General features: G+C 50.5%; 15 protein-coding genes and 1 pseudogene. 5 read left to right on the forward strand and 11 right to left on the reverse strand.

Annotation, left to right across the window (positions count from 1 at the left end; genetic code table 11):
- Positions 1–7 precede the first annotated feature (7 nt).
- The 10 genes from IE082_RS06590 to IE082_RS06635 all read right to left on the reverse strand — a co-directional run bounded on the left by IE082_RS06590 (position 8) and on the right by IE082_RS06635 (position 7,973).
- A complete protein-coding gene (locus tag IE082_RS06590) occupies positions 8–889 on the reverse strand; it encodes an EamA/RhaT family transporter (protein WP_189493130.1) in 882 nt (293 codons plus the stop codon).
- 13 nt (positions 890–902) lie between these two features.
- The gene (locus IE082_RS06595; protein WP_189493131.1) at positions 903–1,241 is read right to left on the reverse strand and encodes a DUF4377 domain-containing protein; all 339 of its coding nucleotides are present in this window, start codon (positions 1,239–1,241) and stop codon (positions 903–905) included.
- Positions 1,242–1,274: 33 nt separating this feature from the next.
- On the reverse strand, positions 1,275–2,720 hold the full coding sequence (locus tag IE082_RS06600) for a flavin monoamine oxidase family protein (protein WP_189493132.1): 1,446 nt from the start codon (positions 2,718–2,720) through the stop codon (positions 1,275–1,277).
- A gap of 44 nt (positions 2,721–2,764) precedes the next feature.
- Positions 2,765–3,799, reverse strand: coding sequence for a homocysteine S-methyltransferase family protein (locus IE082_RS06605; RefSeq protein ID WP_189493133.1), 1,035 nt, complete (start codon positions 3,797–3,799; stop codon positions 2,765–2,767).
- Between the two features lie 157 nt (positions 3,800–3,956).
- The gene (locus IE082_RS06610; protein ID WP_189493134.1) at positions 3,957–4,316 is read right to left on the reverse strand and encodes a ribosomal maturation YjgA family protein; all 360 of its coding nucleotides are present in this window, start codon (positions 4,314–4,316) and stop codon (positions 3,957–3,959) included.
- 126 nt (positions 4,317–4,442) lie between these two features.
- Positions 4,443–5,192 carry an LPS export ABC transporter ATP-binding protein gene (lptB, locus tag IE082_RS06615; protein ID WP_189493135.1) on the reverse strand — a complete coding sequence of 250 codons (750 nt, stop codon included), beginning with the start codon at positions 5,190–5,192 and terminating at the stop codon, positions 4,443–4,445.
- Between the two features lie 5 nt (positions 5,193–5,197).
- Positions 5,198–5,746 (reverse strand): lipopolysaccharide transport periplasmic protein LptA, encoded by a 549-nt coding sequence (gene lptA, locus IE082_RS06620; protein ID WP_189493136.1) that lies wholly within the window; start codon positions 5,744–5,746, stop codon positions 5,198–5,200.
- A gap of 15 nt (positions 5,747–5,761) precedes the next feature.
- Positions 5,762–6,391, reverse strand: coding sequence for an LPS export ABC transporter periplasmic protein LptC (gene lptC, locus IE082_RS06625; RefSeq protein WP_189493137.1), 630 nt, complete (start codon positions 6,389–6,391; stop codon positions 5,762–5,764).
- Positions 6,388–6,978 (reverse strand): KdsC family phosphatase, encoded by a 591-nt coding sequence (locus IE082_RS06630; RefSeq protein ID WP_229809749.1) that lies wholly within the window; start codon positions 6,976–6,978, stop codon positions 6,388–6,390. The genes lptC and IE082_RS06630 overlap by 4 nt, the downstream gene beginning before the upstream one ends.
- On the reverse strand, positions 6,978–7,973 hold the full coding sequence (locus IE082_RS06635) for a KpsF/GutQ family sugar-phosphate isomerase (RefSeq protein ID WP_189493234.1): 996 nt from the start codon (positions 7,971–7,973) through the stop codon (positions 6,978–6,980). The genes IE082_RS06630 and IE082_RS06635 overlap by 1 nt, the downstream gene beginning before the upstream one ends.
- A gap of 1 nt (position 7,974) precedes the next feature.
- Here IE082_RS06635 and IE082_RS06640 point away from each other — a divergent pair, with 1 nt between their 5' ends.
- Complete coding sequence (locus IE082_RS06640) at positions 7,975–10,062, forward strand: cation:proton antiporter (protein WP_189493138.1); 2,088 nt, start codon at positions 7,975–7,977, stop codon at positions 10,060–10,062.
- Between the two features lie 194 nt (positions 10,063–10,256).
- Here IE082_RS06640 and IE082_RS06645 read toward each other — a convergent pair.
- Positions 10,257–12,671: pseudogene (locus tag IE082_RS06645) on the reverse strand (DNA gyrase subunit A); the annotation flags it as partial.
- Between the two features lie 418 nt (positions 12,672–13,089).
- Between IE082_RS06645 and IE082_RS06650 the strand changes: the two are divergent.
- From IE082_RS06650 to IE082_RS06665, 4 genes are all read left to right on the forward strand, one after another.
- Positions 13,090–13,788 carry an OmpA family protein gene (locus IE082_RS06650; protein WP_189493139.1) on the forward strand — a complete coding sequence of 233 codons (699 nt, stop codon included), beginning with the start codon at positions 13,090–13,092 and terminating at the stop codon, positions 13,786–13,788.
- Between the two features lie 180 nt (positions 13,789–13,968).
- Entirely contained in the window at positions 13,969–14,682 is a 714-nt protein-coding gene (gene ubiG / locus IE082_RS06655; protein ID WP_189493140.1) for a bifunctional 2-polyprenyl-6-hydroxyphenol methylase/3-demethylubiquinol 3-O-methyltransferase UbiG, read from the forward strand.
- A 3-nt stretch (positions 14,683–14,685) separates the two neighbouring features.
- Complete coding sequence (gph, locus tag IE082_RS06660) at positions 14,686–15,351, forward strand: phosphoglycolate phosphatase (RefSeq protein ID WP_189493141.1); 666 nt, start codon at positions 14,686–14,688, stop codon at positions 15,349–15,351.
- A 221-nt stretch (positions 15,352–15,572) separates the two neighbouring features.
- Complete coding sequence (locus IE082_RS06665) at positions 15,573–16,694, forward strand: porin (RefSeq protein ID WP_189493142.1); 1,122 nt, start codon at positions 15,573–15,575, stop codon at positions 16,692–16,694.
- Positions 16,695–16,824: the final 130 nt, after the last annotated feature.

Raw genomic sequence — 16,824 nt, forward strand, 5'->3', positions numbered from 1 at the left:
CATAGTCCTATGCTATCGAAGCCAAAATCTGCACCCCATAAAACAACCACACAATCGCCGCAATCGCGAGCACGATGCCGATGGCGTTGATGCGGGAGATTTTTTCGCGGAATGCGTATGCGCCGACCAAAGTGCCGAGCGTAATCACGCCGATGTTCATGCCCGCAAACACCAAAGTGGGGTTGGTGCTGTAGAGCTGATGAGCGCGGATGTAGAACCAGATATTACCGAAGTTGAGTGCGCCCAAAACCACGCCTGCGAGTAAGCTGCGTAGTGTCCATCGTGTGCGTTTGATGAGCAGGTAGGTGAAGATAATCACGCCTGATAATACAAATGCGGCGAATAGATTGGTGCCGGTTGAGCTCCCCGTTTTGGCGACTTGCTTAAGCAATATGTCAATCACGCCGTAGCCAAGCCAGACGGCGAGTAAGCTGGTGACCAATTGTGCCTTCGTGCCTTGCGCAGATGCGCTACGCCCTGAGTTGGACTTGAACACCAAACACAGTAATGCGGCAAATGCCAAAGCCAAACCCACCGCGCGGGTGGACGTGAGGACTTCACCAAAAATCGTGAACGATGCCAAAATCGGGATGAACAACGCCAAGCGTTGCGCCGCGTCGGATTTGACAATGCCTGCATAACGCACGGCGTTGGACATGAAAATAAACACGACGGGCAATAAGACGCCGAGAGCGGAAAATAGCGCAATCGAGGTTTCATCGGTTTTGAGTGATTCGAGTTTGGGGCTTAACAAAAACCACGTCAGTGTGCTGGCGACGACGTAGTTCATGGCGATGGATTGCTCAATCTGAATCTGTTGGCTGCGTGCGAGTTTTAGAAACACCGAAACGGTGACGCTGCATAAAATGGCTAAGGCTAAGTAAGTCATGAAAATTTTTCTATTAATTTTTAGCTGTTTTGCTTAATAACTTGACCAAGCGATAGCGTATGGATGAACCATCGGCGGGCGGGTTCGCGACAGTTGTGCTTTCTACCTCAATACGGTATTCAAAGCCTTCGACATAATCAAAGTCCTCAATGTTGCTGTAAAAAAATGTCGGTTCGCTGTTGGGTTGGGTGTGGTCTCGAATCAGCAAACATTTCATCGGTGCAACACCGACACAGTCGGCGCGCTTAGGTGCGACAGTCCATGTGCTGACATTCGTCGCTGGTTTAGATAGGTGGCTGCAAGCGGCTAATAAAGCAGCAATGGCTGCGCAGAGGATCTTGTTGCGTCGCATGAGGTGCCTTTGTTCAATGGTGGATTATGTGGTTTAAGCGGAGCCGTTTTTGAGCGTTTTTTGCAGTGCTTTGGCGGCGTTTAATCCACTGATGTGCGCGCCATGCACTGTGCCTGGATAGAGGCTACTGCACGCTTCACCCGCCCAAAAAATCCGCTGGTTGATGGGTTGACTCAGTGACTCTCGGTCGTCATTACTGCTGCCCGTCGCGTTGAATGAGTACGAACCATAAGCAAATGGGTCTTGTGACCAGCGGGTGAATTGGTGGGCGACTGGCTCGGGCACGCTGCTGCCAAACATATCGCGTAGCGCATCCATTGCTTCAGCTTTGATTTGTGCATCGCTCCATTGCTCCATCGTGCGGGCGCGTTTGGCGGCGGAGAAGCCTAGTAAAACGGGCGTGTCGTTGACTTTGGCAAAGCTGACCCACTCGGTCCAGCGGCCTTTGTCTGTGTGCAGATACTCATGCCAGTCAAATGACTTGTCCCAAAATACTTTGTCAAAGCGTAAAAAATGCTTGTTCAATAAACCCATACCGAGCTTGGCAATCGCGTCGCGTTTATCGTCGGGTAAGGTTGGGGTAAATTGCACCACGTTTTTTTTCAGCACACCCAGCGGCAAGCTGACAATCACGTGTGTGCCTGTGAATGTATTGCGCGTGGTTGTGACCGTGACTTGCTGGGCGTTGGTGTAATCAATCCGCTCGACAATTTCACCCGTGCGAATGTCTAAACCATTCGCCAAACCATCGCTGATTTGGTTGTAGCCTTTGGGGAACAATACGTCTTCACCCTCAAAGGTCTCGTTGTCCTCCATCGTCCAAGCTGATAGCTCATCGGCTTCGCCCGAGTACTCTTGCTCGTAAGTTGAGTTGAGATAAAAGTTCAACTGCGCCATGCCGTTCGCACTCATGCGCTTATTTGCTAACTCTTGATTCACTGCTTGTTGCAATGATAGATCGGTGTTTGATTGCGCGGCGAATTTCAACGCCCGATTCACCAGTGCCTCCATGCTGTCTGCTTGTGTATCGGTCACGCCTGCCGCTTTGAGCGGCGCGGCGATGTGCAGTCGTGCGCTGTCGTAGTCGGTGGCGACGCGCTCAGCACGATAGCGGTTGGCGAGTTGGGTAATGGGGTTGTTGCGCGTGCCATGTATCCACGACGCGCCCAAATCCATGGGCAAATCCGACCAAGTATGTGATGTGTGTAAACGTCCGCCGATGCGACTGCGTCCCTCGATGACAGTCACGCGCACACCTGTATCGTGCAGCTCACGCGCGGCGGTTAAGCCGGCCATGCCAGCGCCGATGACGAGCACGTGCGTTTCGTTGTTTTGGCTGACATTTTGTGTCGGTTTGGCCATACTGTCCGTGCAGGCAGATAAATACAGCGCACCTAAAGCACTACTGCCCACAGTGGCGGCAGTACCGATGTGGGCGACTTGGCTTAAAAATTGGCGTCGATTGGTGGCTTTGCTCATGGTGTTTTAGATGAAAAATGCACGGTGGTGTGTGTTGATAGGGATTAGTGATGGCAGTGTTCGTGCGGCAAAGCACGCGGCGTCTGATCCGATACCGCTTGCGCAATTGCAGCAATATGATCAGGCGTCGTGCCGCAGCAGCCGCCGACCAAGTTGACCAAGCCCGATTGTGCAAAATCTTTTAAATAGCCTGCGGTAATCAGCGGGGTTTCGTCAAAACCTGTGTCACTCATCGGGTTGGGCAAGCCAGCGTTCGGGTAGCACGAAATTGCGCAGTCACAGATTTTAGCCAACTCGGCGATGTACGGGCGCATAAGCTCAGCACCGAGGGCGCAGTTCAAACCAAACAACAATGGCTTGGCGTGGCGCAGACTGTACCAAAACGCCTCAACGGTTTGCCCAGATAAAATACGACCCGATGCGTCGGTGACTGTGCCCGAAATCATGACGGGAATGCGCTCGTCTGTGTTTTCAAATAATTCTTCGAGAGCAAACAATGCGGCTTTGGCGTTGAGTGTGTCAAAAATCGTTTCGACGAGAAACACGTCAACACCACCGTTGAGCAACGCCTCGGCTTGCTCGTAGTAAGCAACGCGCAGTTGTTCAAACGAGACATTGCGCTCACCTGGGTCATTGACGTTCGGCGAAATGCTCGCGGTTTTCGGCGTTGGGCCAATCGCCCCTGCTACAAAGCGCGGCTTGTCGGGCGCGCTGTATTTGTCACACGCGGCGCGCGCGAGTTGGGCAGCAACGAGATTCATCTCTGCCGCCAACTCGCCCATTTCGTAATCGTCTTGTGCGACCGTGGTCGCCCCAAAGGTATTGGTTTCGATGATGTCTGCGCCTGCTTCGAGATATTGCTCATGAATCGCGCTGATGACGTCGGGGCGCGTGAGCAGGAGCAGCTCGTTATTGCCCTTCACGTCGATGTGGTGCTGGCTGAAACGCTCACCGCGATAATCGGCTTCGGTCAATTTGTATCGTTGAATCATCGTCCCCATCGCACCGTCGAGCACGACGATGCGCTGCTTGAGAATTTCGGGGAGGTTTGCGGCGCGTGTGTAGTGTCTGTCTTGCATGATGGCTCTCATAGTGTGTGGTGGCGATGGTGCACCGTAATTCTACATTGTACCAAAGCTGTCAATGGCGCGGCAGCTTGCGTCATGAGCGTCTCATAAATGGAGCAAGTTAAAACGATGTGGTTGGTTTGATGGTGTCTGATTGTTATCTGCTTGATTATTTGACGAATCGGTAGGCTATGAAACCGCCCATGGCGTAGGTCAGCAAATCCTTCACATCAAAGGTAGCACCAAGAACAATCATGGCCAAGCGGTGATGCGCTAAGCCGAGCAATGTGGGCAGATGAAAGTATTGTAATGTTTCAATCACGCAAGCAAATACAAACACGACAATCGCTACTTTGGCAGGGCTAATGGCAAAAAAGGATTTCAGGAGTACATACAGCAACACAACCACCAAGAGATCACCAACGAATGGTCGAACAAAGGCATCATGCACAAATCGAGCGATGAGTACTTCAACGACGAAAATCAAAACCGCGATGACGAAGTGACGGCGACTAAATGCTAATCTCATGGTTGTTCTGTTTTAAAAATGGTGGAGTCACATCAGCCGTAACCGCTTTAAATGGTGTTAAAGAAAGAGACGCTGTATTCGCGTCTCTGCTGGAATGGTTGGGCTCAAGTATCTGAAGCCTTGAACTTACATGGTGAATGTGTCGCCCAAATAAACGCGACGCACCGCTTCATTATCAACGATTTCTTGCGCATTGCCTTGTGCGAGCACGACACCTTCACTAATAATATAAGCGCGGTCACAAATGCCGAGGGTTTCGCGTACATTGTGGTCGGTAATCAATACGCCGATGCCGCGCTCGACCAGAAAGTAAATGATTTTTTGGATATCACTCACAGCAATTGGGTCAACCCCTGCAAATGGCTCGTCAAGCAAAACAAAACGTGGACGTGTGGCTAATGTGCGGGCGATTTCGACACGGCGGCGTTCGCCACCAGACAATGAAGGCGCTGGGCTATGCAGAATGTGGCCGATTTGTAAGTCGGCAACGATGCTGTGAATGTCTTTGTTGATTCGCTCGCGGGTTAAGCGTTTGCCATTTTCATCGTATTGCAACTCAAGAACGGCGCGAATGTTTTCTTCGACGGTGAGTTTGCGAAAAATCGATGGCTCTTGTGGCAAGTAGGAGATGCCCAGTGCAGCACGTTTGTGCATGGGTAAGTGGCGCAAACTCTCGCCATCAATCTGCACATCACCTGCATCAGAGCCAATCAACCCGACCACCATGTAAAAGCACGAGGTTTTGCCTGCGCCATTCGGCCCGAGCAGACCGACCACTTCACCACTTTTGACATGAAAAGAGACATCTTTGACGACAGAGCGGGCGCCGTAATGTTTGCGCAGATTCGTGATGGAGAGTTCGTGGGTGGTGTTCATGGTCTTTATTTCTGACTGGCGTTTGAGTTCGGGGTGATGATGACTTTGGTGCGACCAGACACGCCTGGTACGGCTTTTGACTCGAAGACTTCGGTGAGTTGGTTGTAAACCAATTCGTCACCTTTGATTTCATCAATGAGTTTGCCTGCGGGTGACAAGCGGCGCATGATGGCTTTGCGACGCAGATGAATGAGGTTTTGTTTGCCGTCGTAAATCAATTCTTCACCGTAAGCGTCAATCCATTCGTTTGTGCCTTCACGTTGCTGGCGAAAGTGAACTAGGCCTTTATTGCCACCTTTTGCGGTGGCGTATTGATAACCCTCTGGGTCAACTATAGTCTCTACATTGGCTGCATGAATGACCATCGTGCCTTGTGTGAGGATGACGTTGCCAGAGAATTGACTTGTTTGCTCGATGTCGGTGTACACCGCGTTGTCCGCTTCAACAACAAATGGTAGGTTTCGGTTGGCTGGGCCTGCGGCATTAATCCATGTTGGGGCAATCAGTGCGATGAGCGCGAAGCCTGACAGCGTGCGTTTGAGTGTAGTATTCATGTGTCGTGTCCTTGCTTACTTCGCTGGTTTGACTTCATTGGTTAATATGGCTTTGATTCGGGTGTTTGGCTGACCGCCCATTTTGAGGTTGCGTAAGCCATAATCATAGGCAAAACTGGTACCTGTGACGATGTTGGTGCCGTTTTTGTACTCAAAAGGCAAATCGGTACTGGCCAAGTCGTTGTATAAATCGACGTTGATAGCTTCAGTGACCAATGACATGGCCGCTGAGTCAGCGGCGGCTTCACGTTGGATGTTCACTTGACCTGTGAGTTGGACAATATGGTCTTTGTCATTCCAGACGCCGTCATTGGCCGTGGCGGTGACGACTGGGCTGCCGTCTTTGGGGGTGGCGACGACCGTGATGTTTTTCACGGTGGCGTTGTCTGTGCCATAGTGCAACACTTCTTTGGCAGTGACCAGATACGCAATTTTACCGTTTTTGCCCGTGCGTGAGACTTCTAAGCCAGAGGCGAAGGCATTGATCAGCTCAGAGTTTTTGTTGTCGCTGGTGGTTGCTGTGTCTGAGTTGCTTTGGACGAGCCAATAGCTGGCACCAGCCACCGCAACGAGCAACAGCAGGTAAATCAAATTGGGTAAATGAAACCGCAGCCAGTAGCGCAGTTTCGACGGTTGTTGGTTCATTGAATCTCCAAAGTTGGGGGCGTGTCGCCGCCCAAGTACGCGGCATAAGCAGCGTGTAATTTATTTTGTGCGAATAATATTAACTCAGATAACTCGCGGACCGCGCCCATACCGCCCGCTGCGTGACTGACCCAGTGCGCGGTGCGTTGCGCCAAAAAATGACCGTTTGGCACGCTGCAAGCGAAGCCAACTGCGCGCAATATTGGCAAATCAATGACATCGTCGCCCATGTACGCGCACTCATCGAGCGACACGCCTGCGTCCGCGGTCAATTTGGCCAAGGCAGCGCCTTTATCCTGTGCACCTTGGATGACCCACTGGACTTTGAGGTCGCGGGCACGTGCTGACGTTACCGTTGAATCGCGACCGCTGATGATAGCCAGCGGTATGCCGTTTTGACGAAGCAGTTGCATGCCCAAGCCATCTTGGACATAAAATGACTTGGTCGCTTCACCATGAGCGTCGTAGTCGAGATAGCCTGTGGTCAGGACACCATCGACATCTAAAATCAGTAACTTCACATTCGCCGCACGACGAAGAACATCGGCAGTTGGCATGACGGCTGGTTTGTATAAACTAGGATTCATCACATCACCTTTGCGGCAAATAGGTCGTGCACGTTTAATGCACCCAGCAAGACACCCTGCTCGTCTGTGACCAGTACCTGGTTAATGTGGTGGGTGTCGAGCAGTTGCACGGCTGACACGGCCAGTGCATCTGGAGAAATGGTGTGGGGTGCACGGTGCATGGCGTCATCAATCACCAAAGTTCGTACATCAACATCTTTTTCAAACAGGCGGCGCACATCGCCATCGGTGAGTATGCCCAAAACTTTTTGGGTCTCATCCACCACCGCTGTCATACCCATGCGCTTACGTGAAATCTCCAGCAGCGCGGTTGTAAGCGATGAGCCAAGAACCACCGATGGAATTTCATCACCAGTGCGCATGACATCCCGAACGTAAGTAAGTAGTCGCTTACCTAATGCGCCGCCGGGGTGCGAACGTGCGAAATCTTCTTCGTTAAAGCCGTGTAATTTTAATAAAGCGACAGCCAAAGCATCACCCAGCGCCAGTGCTGCGGTGGTACTGGCTGTTGGTGCCAGATTCATAGGGCAGGCTTCTTTGTTTACCTTGACCAACAAATGAACATCAGCCAATTTCGCCATGGGTGATGTCGAGTCGCCCGTCATGGCAATTAGTCGAGTTCCATAGCGTTTGAGGAAAGGCAAAATCGCCATCAGCTCGTCCGATTTGCCTGAGTTCGACAAAGCCAGCATCACATCATCTTCTGTAATCATGCCTAAATCGCCGTGACTGGCTTCACCGGGATGTACAAAAAACGACGGTGTGCCCGTTGAGGCGAAAGTGGCGGCGATTTTTCGGGCGATGTGCCCTGATTTGCCCATGCCTGAGACCACGAGACGGCCTTTGCACGACAAAATCGTGCGCACGGCATGGACGAAGTTTTCATCAAGTTGGGCTTTTAGCTCGGACAGTGCGGTCGACTCAATGTCCAGCACGTCACGCGCGATATTTAATATCGCGGTGTCATTCAATACAGGGGGATTGTTTGTTATCATCATGGGGCTACAGTATACCGTTTTTTATTCACCAATTAAAGGAAAGCCCGTGGAAGGTTTGGCCCTCATCGTTACCTTACTCGCCATTGCCGTACTGGGGGTTGTCGCGTTTCGCTTCGTGCATTTACCGCCGACGTTGGGGTACTTAACGGTGGGTGTGATGATTGGCCCCCATGCGTTTGGTTTGTTTCATGACTCAGAGGCGATGGCGCATTTGGCTGAGTTTGGCATCGTCTTTTTGATGTTCACCATTGGGCTGGAGTTCTCGCTGCCTAAACTCAAATCCATGCGGCGTGTGGTGCTCGGCTTGGGTGGCTCGCAGCTCGCGGGCACGATGGCAGTGGCGGTGTTGCTTGGTTTGTTGATTAACTGGTTTTTATCTGCCGAATTACAAATGGGTTGGGCTGATTGGTTGGTGCTCGGTGGTGTGTTGGCGATGAGCTCGACAGCGATTGTCATGAAAACATTGACGGAGCGGTTGGAATTAGACACGCCGCATGGTCGCAATGTGTTCGGGATTTTGCTGTTTCAGGATTTGGCAGTCGTGCCGCTCTTGATTCTCGTGCCTGCGCTGGGACAATCAGGAGAGAATCTTGCGTGGTTGATGACCATCGGTCTGCTCAAAACAATGCTGGTGCTCGCCCTGTTGCTGGGGTTGGGGCAAAAACCCATGCATGCGTGGCTCACACTCGTGGCGCAGCGTCGCTCGCAAGAGTTGTTCATGCTCAATCTGTTTCTCATGACGCTTGGTTTTGCATTGTTGACAGAAATGACGGGGTTGTCACTCGCATTGGGTGCGTTTGTTGCAGGGATGTTGATTTCGGAGACTGAGTTTCGTGTGCAGGTGGAAGAAGACATTTTGCCGTTCAAAGACATTTTGCTCGGTTTCTTCTTTGTCACGATGGGCATGCAGCTTGACTTGTCAGTGGTTGTGACTCAGTTGGGGGGGGTCTTGCTCACATTGGTGTTGATTGTTGGGTTTAAATTCGCCATCATCGCCGCACTGGCTTACTTTTTTGGCAGCTCATCGGCCGATGCTGTTCGCACTGGGATTGCGCTCGCGCAAGCAGGTGAGTTCGGTTTGGTGTTGCTCAGTTTGGCGTTACAGAATCAGCTACTTAACCCCTCGATTGCTCAATGGGTGCTCGCGGCCATGCTGATTTCGATGTTTTTAACGCCGTTTATGCTTGCGCATGCGGATAAATTGGTTCTGCGATTCACACAAAGCGAGTGGCTTGTGCAGTCGCTTCAGCTCACGACGCTTGCCAGTCACACCATTGAGGCCAAGGATCATGTCATCATCGCAGGTTTTGGCCGCAGCGGGACTGACCTTGGTAAGCTACTCGGTGGTCAAAACATCCCTTACATGGGCATTGATAATGATCCTGAGCGTGTTCAAAAAGCGGTATTGCAAGGCCATGATGTCGTTTATGGCGACATCACCCGCAAAGAAAGTCTGGTAGCGGCAGGCGTCACACGCGCTCGCGCATTGGTGGTGGCTTATGTTGAGCCGCGCATCGCATTGCATGTGTTACATCACATTAAAGAGCTTAATCCCGATTTGCCTGTGATTGTCCGCACTTTAGATGATGCGTATCTGGAGCAGCTTCAGGCGGCCGGTGCTGTGGCTGTTGTGCCTGAGATTTTGGAAGGCAGTCTTGTGCTCGCGACCCAAACCATGCTAACAGTGGGTGTGGCGTCCAATGATGTGCTGCATTTCATCGCCGAGCAGCGGCGTGGCCGCTATGATTTGTTGCGTCAGCATTTTGAGTCAGACGAACCTTTTGGCTTGTCGTCCAGCACGCCCGAATCGGTGAACGGCTCGCCCACTTCTCCTGCTCGTCGAGAGTCATCGCAGCCAGAGCAGGTGCTTGAAGTGGTTTTACGTGATGAAAGTTTGTGGCTTGACCAGCCGATTGACACCTTGCCGCTTCAAGTCTGGCGTGTTCGGCTATTGAGTGTGGTTCGCGCAGGTGTTTTGCTGGATTTGGCATTCAATCCAAATATAATCGAGCATGATGTGCTGACTTTTTCGGGAATGCCACATGATGTGCAGCACGCTGTGCGCGCATTAAATGGTGATGTTTAAGGTTTTTACTGTCGCATGATGTGACAAAACGGCGAGTCAGAGACTCGCCGTTTTGTTATTTGCAGGAGCGCGGGTTATTCAGAAACCACCTCACCTGACTCGTCGTCTTCATTGTCGATACCGCCAACAGTTTCAACGATTTTTTGGACGCCAGAGAGCACGTCGCCATCATCCAAGCCAATCAATGTGACACCTTGAGCAGAGCGACCGACTGTGCGAATCTCAGAGATGCGCGTGCGCACAAGTGTTCCGCCAGTGGTGATGAGCATGATGTCATCATCTTCGGTCACAAGCTGCGCGGCGACGACTTTACCGTTGCGCTCAGAGGTTTGGATGGCAATCATGCCTTTACCGCCGCGTGCATGGCGTGTGTATTCGCCAATCGGCGTGCGTTTGCCATAACCATTTTCACAAGCGGTGAGGATGAATTGCTCTTCAGTTTCGGCGACGAGCAGTGAAATGATCTGCTGGTCTTCTTCAAGGCGCATACCGCGCATACCGCGTGCGCTCCGACCGACGGGTCGCACGTCGTTTTCATCAAATCGAACCGCTTTACCTGCGTCTGAGAAGAGCATGACGTCGTGCTGGCCATCGGTGATGGCTGCGCCGATGAGGAAGTCGCCTTCATCCAGTGTGACCGCGATGATGCCGCGTTTCATCGGGCGAGAGAAGTCAGACAACGGGGTTTTCTTTACCGTGCCCAAGCTGGTGGCCATGAACACATATTTGTCATCGGCAAACTCGCCGCTAATCGGCAGCATGACGGTGATTTTTTCGCCTTCTTCGAGCGGGAGCATGCGGATAATCGGTGTGCCGCGCGATGTGCGCGAGCCTTGGGGTACTTCATAAACACGCGTCCAATACACTCGGCCACGGTTCGAGAAGCTCAGAATCGTGTCGTGGGTGTTCGCGACAAATAAATTGTCAATCCAGTCTTCTTCGCCTTTGGTTGACGCGGCTTGTTTGCCGCGACCACCACGACGCTGTGTGCGATATTCGGAAAGTGGTTGTGACTTAATATAGCCTGTGTGCGACAGTGTGACCACCATGTCTTGCGGAGTGATGAGGTCTTCGATGTCGATGTCGAATGCGTTGACCTCGATGTGAGAGCGACGCGCGTCGCCGAATTCCTCGACCACTGCGGTCAACTCGGCATCAATAATCGCCGTGACGCGGTCGGGTGTGGCCAAAATATCGAGCAAATCGGCAATGTGCGCCATGATGTCTTTGTACTCTTGGACGATTTTGTCCTGCTCTAATCCCGTTAAGCGTTGCAAACGCATTTGTAAAATTTCTTGGGCTTGGATGTCTGATAGGCGGTACAGGCCATTTTGTTGTAAGCCGACGTCCAATGATAAGCCATCTGGGCGATAAAGCATGCCGCCGCCTTCGGTGCGTACCAGCATTTCGCGAACGACAGCCGAATCCCATGACTTGGCCATCAGGTCAACTTTCGCTTCTGGCGGTGTGGCTGCCGCGCGGATGATGGCGATAAATTCGTCAATGTTGGCCAAGGCGACCGCCAAGCCCTCTAATATATGCGCGCGATCACGTGCCTTGCGCAACTCAAATACCGTGCGACGTGTCACCACTTCGCGGCGATGTTCGAGGAAGTAAATCAGCATTTCACGCAAATTGAGCAATTTCGGTTGTCCGCCGACCAGCGCGACCATATTCATGCCGAAAGTGTCTTGTAATTGCGTTTGTTTATACAGGTTGTTTAGAACGACTTCGGGCACTTCGCCACGCTTGAGTTCGATGACGACGCGCATGCCTGAGCGATCTGATTCGTCACGCAAGTCTGAAATACCTTCTAAACGCTTGTCATTGACCATCTCCGCGATGGTTTCGAGGAGTTTGCGTTTGTTGACTTGGTATGGCAGCTCATCAACAATGATGGCTTGACGATTGCCTTTGTCGATGTCTTCAAAATGCGTTTTGGCACGCATGACCACACGGCCACGGCCTGTGCGATAACCTTGACGCACGCCTGATACCCCATAGATCACGCCCGCAGTGGGGAAGTCGGGGGCTGGAATTAACTCAATCAGCTCATCCACCGTTGCCTCAGGATTACGCAATACATGCAGACAACCATTCACGACTTCGCGTAAGTTGTGTGGTGGGATATTTGTCGCCATACCGACCGCAATCCCTGTGGATCCGTTCACCAATAGATTGGGTAGGCGAGAAGGTAAGACAGATGGCTNGACATGCGCATCTCGGTGTAACGCATCGCCGCTGGGTTGTCGCCATCGACCGAGCCGAAGTTTCCTTGTCCGTCCACCAATGTATAACGCAGCGAAAAATCCTGAGCCATACGCACAATCGTGTCATAGATTGCCGAGTCACCGTGTGGGTGATATTTACCCATCACATCACCGACGATACGTGCGGATTTTTTGTATGGGCGATTCCAGTCGTTGTTTTGCTCATGCATGGCAAACAATACTCGGCGATGTACGGGTTTTAAACCATCGCGCACATCAGGCAATGCCCGACCCACAATCACACTCATTGCGTAATCGAGGTAGGAATTTTTCATCTCGTCTTCGAGTGAGATCGGTAAGGTTTCTTTAGCAAAAGATGACATCGAGTGTCCTAAACAGTAATTAAGTAACTAACCCTTTATTTTAACACGCTTATTCGCGAAAAGGCAGCCCAAGTGGCAATTCTCACAATGGGTGCGTCATTTGAGAGTCTCCCAATTAAATACACACAAACGGCGGTGTGGCGACGCAATTGCGGCGTGAGCTTGAAGGCCAATTCAAATTAATGTGTTGCAAAATTGAAACACAATTGCCCAAACTGTCGTATCTGTCCAACTTATCTCTCGTAATCGCTACACTAAACCTCACAAGTTGTGGCACAATGGCCTCGTGCGGTGCTGCCTTATCGGTGCTGTGCGCGATTTTTATTGCACAGTAAGCGCTGAATCGCTATAATTTGCCCTGTTTTACGCGATAAACCACGGTAAATAAACATTGTCCGCAGGCTCACTGCGATTTTCCAAAAAAGAGGAGAAACATGAAAAACTTCGTAAAAGTTGCTTCTTTGGCCGCAACACTGGCTCTCGCAGCCTGCCAAACCAACCCAAATACAACTGCTTACCCAAAAGAAGATCAAGTGGCAAGCCGCCACGTTGCTGATTCTCAAGATCAAATTTGGCTCAGCGGCGATTACGGTGCGCAAGCTGGTGGCGATAAACACTGCTGGCAAACTGGCTACTACCCTGATGGCAATGCTGTTGTGGGTTGTGACGCCGTTGCTAAACAACCAGTTAAAGGCCCAGTGGCTTTGACTGCTGATGCGGGTGCATTGTTTGATTTTGATAAAGCCACTTTGCGTCCACAAGGCCAAACAACTTTGACAGCCATTGCTTCATTCTTGCGCTCAATTTCGTTCACTGACTCAATCGTTGTTGGTCATACTGACTCGTTCGGTTCTGATGCTTACAATGATCGTTTGTCTGCACGTCGTGCAGAAGCAGTGAAAGCATTCTTGGTGTCTCAAGGTGTTTCTGCTGCAAAAATCCAAACCCAAGGCATGGGTAAGCGTGACTTGAAAGTTGATCCAGCAAATTGTAAAGGCAATCGCGCTGCTAAAATCGCTTGCGAACAACCTAACCGCCGTGTAGAAATTTCTATCGGTGGTGCAGAAGTTCCAGAGAATCAAGTGAGCCAATGGAAACAAACTTTGCAAGCTGCTGGCGTTAACGTTCGTTAATCTTCAAAGTGTTTAAAAACCCTGCTTCGGCAGGGTTTTTTGTTGTCGCACGCACGCCAAAATGAGCTGCCACTCGATGTCATGTGTGCTATTTTGCCTATTTTTTAATAAGTGGTGCAGGGTTTTGCCTTGAAAAATGTCATAATTCTACTCAAGCCCCAACTTAATTAGGACGTCATCATGAATGCCAATAATGTTACCACCAGTGAAATCGATAAGTTTAGCCAGCACGCTCACCAATGGTGGGATGAGCAAGGCCCGCTGAAAACCCTGCATCAAGTTAATCCTGTGCGATTGGCTTGGATTGCCCAGCATTGTGCCCTTCATAATCAAATGATTGCAGACATCGGCTGCGGTGCGGGGATTTTGACGGAATCGTTGGCTAAGGCTGGTGCGAAACTCACGGGCGTTGATATGGCAATTGCGTCTATTGATGTGGCGCGCGAACATGCGGCTGAGCAGGGATTGTCCATCGATTATCAGGTGAAAACTGCTGAGGGCTTGGCTTCTGAGCGGTTGGGTCAATATGATATTGTGACCTGCATGGAGATGCTTGAGCATGTGCCCAGCCCAGCCGCAGTGATTGAGAGTTGTGCGCAGCTAGTGAGGCCAGATGGTTGTGTGTTTTTTTCCACACTTAATCGACAGCCAAAATCGTTCTTGTTGGGTATTGTGGCGGCGGAATACTTGCTCAATTGGATACCCAAAGGAACACATCAATACAGCAGTTTCATCAAGCCCAGTGAGTTGGCCAGTACTGCGCGGCAGTATGGTTTAGAAGTGGTGGATATTAAAGGTATTGTTTATCGGCCATGGGGGGGCTCGGAGCAGCCCTTTGCAATGAGTCGAGACGTGGGGGTTAATTATATGATGGCCTTTCGAAAGAAGGTTTGAGCGATGACCTCTATTATTTTGGAGCGTACCGCGGCTGTTTTATTTGACTTAGACGGCACATTGGTTGATTCGGCGCCCGACTTAGCTGGTGCAGTGAACGCATTGCGCATCAGCAGAGGTCTTGAAGTACTGCCTTTGGCGCAACTTCGACCTTATGCTTCGCATGGTGCGCGAGGGCTGATTGGGGCTGGGTTGAGTGTGGTGCCTGAGCATCCTGAGTTTGATGCGTTGCGAAACGAGTTTTTGGATTATTATCAATCGCATGCCTGCGTCGAAACAGCACTATTTGATGGTATGGAGCACGTGTTGCAAACGCTTGAAGCGCATCGAATACCATGGGGAATCGTGACCAACAAGCATGAGCGATTCACAAAGCCACTGCTCGAGCAGCTTAATTTGACCAACCGCGCAGCGGTCATCATCAGCGGCGATACTGCGGAGCACGCTAAACCCCACCCCGCTCCCTTGTTATTGGCAGCTGAGCGATTGGGTCTGTCACCAGAAAAATTGGTTTATGTTGGCGACGATCAGCGTGATATCCAATCAGCGAAAGCGGCTAATTATCAGCTGTCTATTGCGGCTGCCTATGGCTACTGCCAAGCTGACGAGGTTTCGTTGTGGCAGGCTGACTTTATTGTCCAGCAGCCTGAAGAATTGCTGGTGATTTGAGCGCTCTCGCAGTCGGGTGCTCTCCAGATTATGCGATGGCAAAGTGTTGTTTTTACACAATTTACACACTATTTTTACGCATTTGTCACACTTTTATAAAATAAACATCCTACAATGTCTCGATTAAATGATTTCGCAGAAAATCAAGAATCACCCGACAGCGTGGGGGCGTGACAAGATTGGTATCTGTCATTGATTAAAAATCTTAACAGGAGCAAAGCATGAAAAAAAGTTTAGTGGCTTTAGCAGTATTGTCTTCAGTAGTAGGTGTGGCGCAGGCGGCGTCAAGTGTGACGTTGTATGGTCGTGTTGATATTGGGTATGAAAAAGTGAGCGGCAGTGGTTCTGTGGTGCAAGAACGAGTAAATGTATTTACCGGTGCGGGTAGAAGTAACTCTGGTAACACACGCTTGGGTCTCCGCGGTGAGGAGGATTTGGGTAATGGTATGGCCGCTACCTTTCGCTTAGAGGGGCGTTTCGATACCGACACGGGTTCAAAAGACTCAAGCCGCACATTCTTCGACCGTGAGTCAACAGTTGGTTTGAAATTTGGTAGCGGTGTCCATCATGTCCGATTTGGCCGCTCAATTTCAGCATTTGAACAGGGTATCAGCGATATTGATATCGGCAATCGTTTTAGTGCTTACTCTGTTTACAATGAAAATTGGGGTGTTGCAACCCGTCACAGCAACGCTATGTTCTATAACTTTTCAAAAGGCCCCTTCTCTGCTGGTTTTGATGTAACTACCAAAGGTGGCTACAATGATGGTGTGTCCACAGCAGAAGGTGCGCCTGACTCTAAAGTAGGTTGGGCGGCATTTGCACAGTATAAAGCCAATGGCCTGAAGGTTGCCTTGGCATATCAAGATGATGGCGCTGTGGACAAAAGTTATTCAGCCGCAAAAGCAACTTCAGGTACTACAACATTAAGTTCATTGGCTAGTGCTACCATTCGCAAAGAGTGGGGTATTGGTGCTTCGTATGAGTTCAAGCCTGTAATAGTTGGTTTGTCTTACGCCCAAGGCAAGGATGACCGAGCGAATGGTGAGTCAAAGGTAAGAAACTACGGTATGTATATCAAAGGCGATTTAACCGCAACAGATTCGTTGATGGCGTTGTATCGCCGTGAAGATTTAAAATCAACAGTTGTGGGTACTTCATCAGTTGCAAGCTACAAAGACCAAGTTACTCGCTATGGTCTTGGTTATGTTCACAAATTCAGCAAGCGCACTTCGGTTTACGCTGACATTTCAAGAACGAAATATGACGCTTCGAAAAGTAGCAGCTACAGCTATTCTAAAAGCTTTACTGGCTACGATATTGCACTCCGCCATTTTTTCTGATCATAAGCCAGATTTAATTTAAACAAAAAGCGCGACGGCATCGTCGCGCTTTTTGTTACGACTATAAAATCCACATCAAAAAAGTGTTGTTTTTTTCATGAAAAAAGTTGTTGTTTCCTTGCTGTTTTAC

Origin of the sequence: Formosimonas limnophila (assembly GCF_014652675.1) — a bacterium.
Classification (GTDB): domain Bacteria; phylum Pseudomonadota; class Gammaproteobacteria; order Burkholderiales; family Burkholderiaceae; genus Hydromonas; species Hydromonas limnophila.

Coding starts and splice junctions, on each gene's coding strand:
- IE082_RS06630 (WP_229809749.1), bottom strand. CDS start 6,978: ATGAATCCTAGTTTATACAAACCAGCCGTCATGCCAACTGCCGATGTT.
- lptC (WP_189493137.1), bottom strand. CDS start 6,391: ATGAACCAACAACCGTCGAAACTGCGCTACTGGCTGCGGTTTCATTTA.
- IE082_RS06640 (WP_189493138.1), top strand. CDS start 7,975: ATGGGGCTACAGTATACCGTTTTTTATTCACCAATTAAAGGAAAGCCC.
- IE082_RS06610 (WP_189493134.1), bottom strand. CDS start 4,316: ATGAGATTAGCATTTAGTCGCCGTCACTTCGTCATCGCGGTTTTGATT.
- lptB (WP_189493135.1), bottom strand. CDS start 5,192: ATGAACACCACCCACGAACTCTCCATCACGAATCTGCGCAAACATTAC.
- IE082_RS06665 (WP_189493142.1), top strand. CDS start 15,573: ATGAAAAAAAGTTTAGTGGCTTTAGCAGTATTGTCTTCAGTAGTAGGT.
- gph (WP_189493141.1), top strand. CDS start 14,686: ATGACCTCTATTATTTTGGAGCGTACCGCGGCTGTTTTATTTGACTTA.
- IE082_RS06590 (WP_189493130.1), bottom strand. CDS start 889: ATGACTTACTTAGCCTTAGCCATTTTATGCAGCGTCACCGTTTCGGTG.
- ubiG (WP_189493140.1), top strand. CDS start 13,969: ATGAATGCCAATAATGTTACCACCAGTGAAATCGATAAGTTTAGCCAG.
- IE082_RS06635 (WP_189493234.1), bottom strand. CDS start 7,973: ATGATAACAAACAATCCCCCTGTATTGAATGACACCGCGATATTAAAT.
- IE082_RS06605 (WP_189493133.1), bottom strand. CDS start 3,799: ATGCAAGACAGACACTACACACGCGCCGCAAACCTCCCCGAAATTCTC.
- lptA (WP_189493136.1), bottom strand. CDS start 5,746: ATGAATACTACACTCAAACGCACGCTGTCAGGCTTCGCGCTCATCGCA.
- IE082_RS06595 (WP_189493131.1), bottom strand. CDS start 1,241: ATGCGACGCAACAAGATCCTCTGCGCAGCCATTGCTGCTTTATTAGCC.
- IE082_RS06650 (WP_189493139.1), top strand. CDS start 13,090: ATGAAAAACTTCGTAAAAGTTGCTTCTTTGGCCGCAACACTGGCTCTC.
- IE082_RS06600 (WP_189493132.1), bottom strand. CDS start 2,720: ATGAGCAAAGCCACCAATCGACGCCAATTTTTAAGCCAAGTCGCCCAC.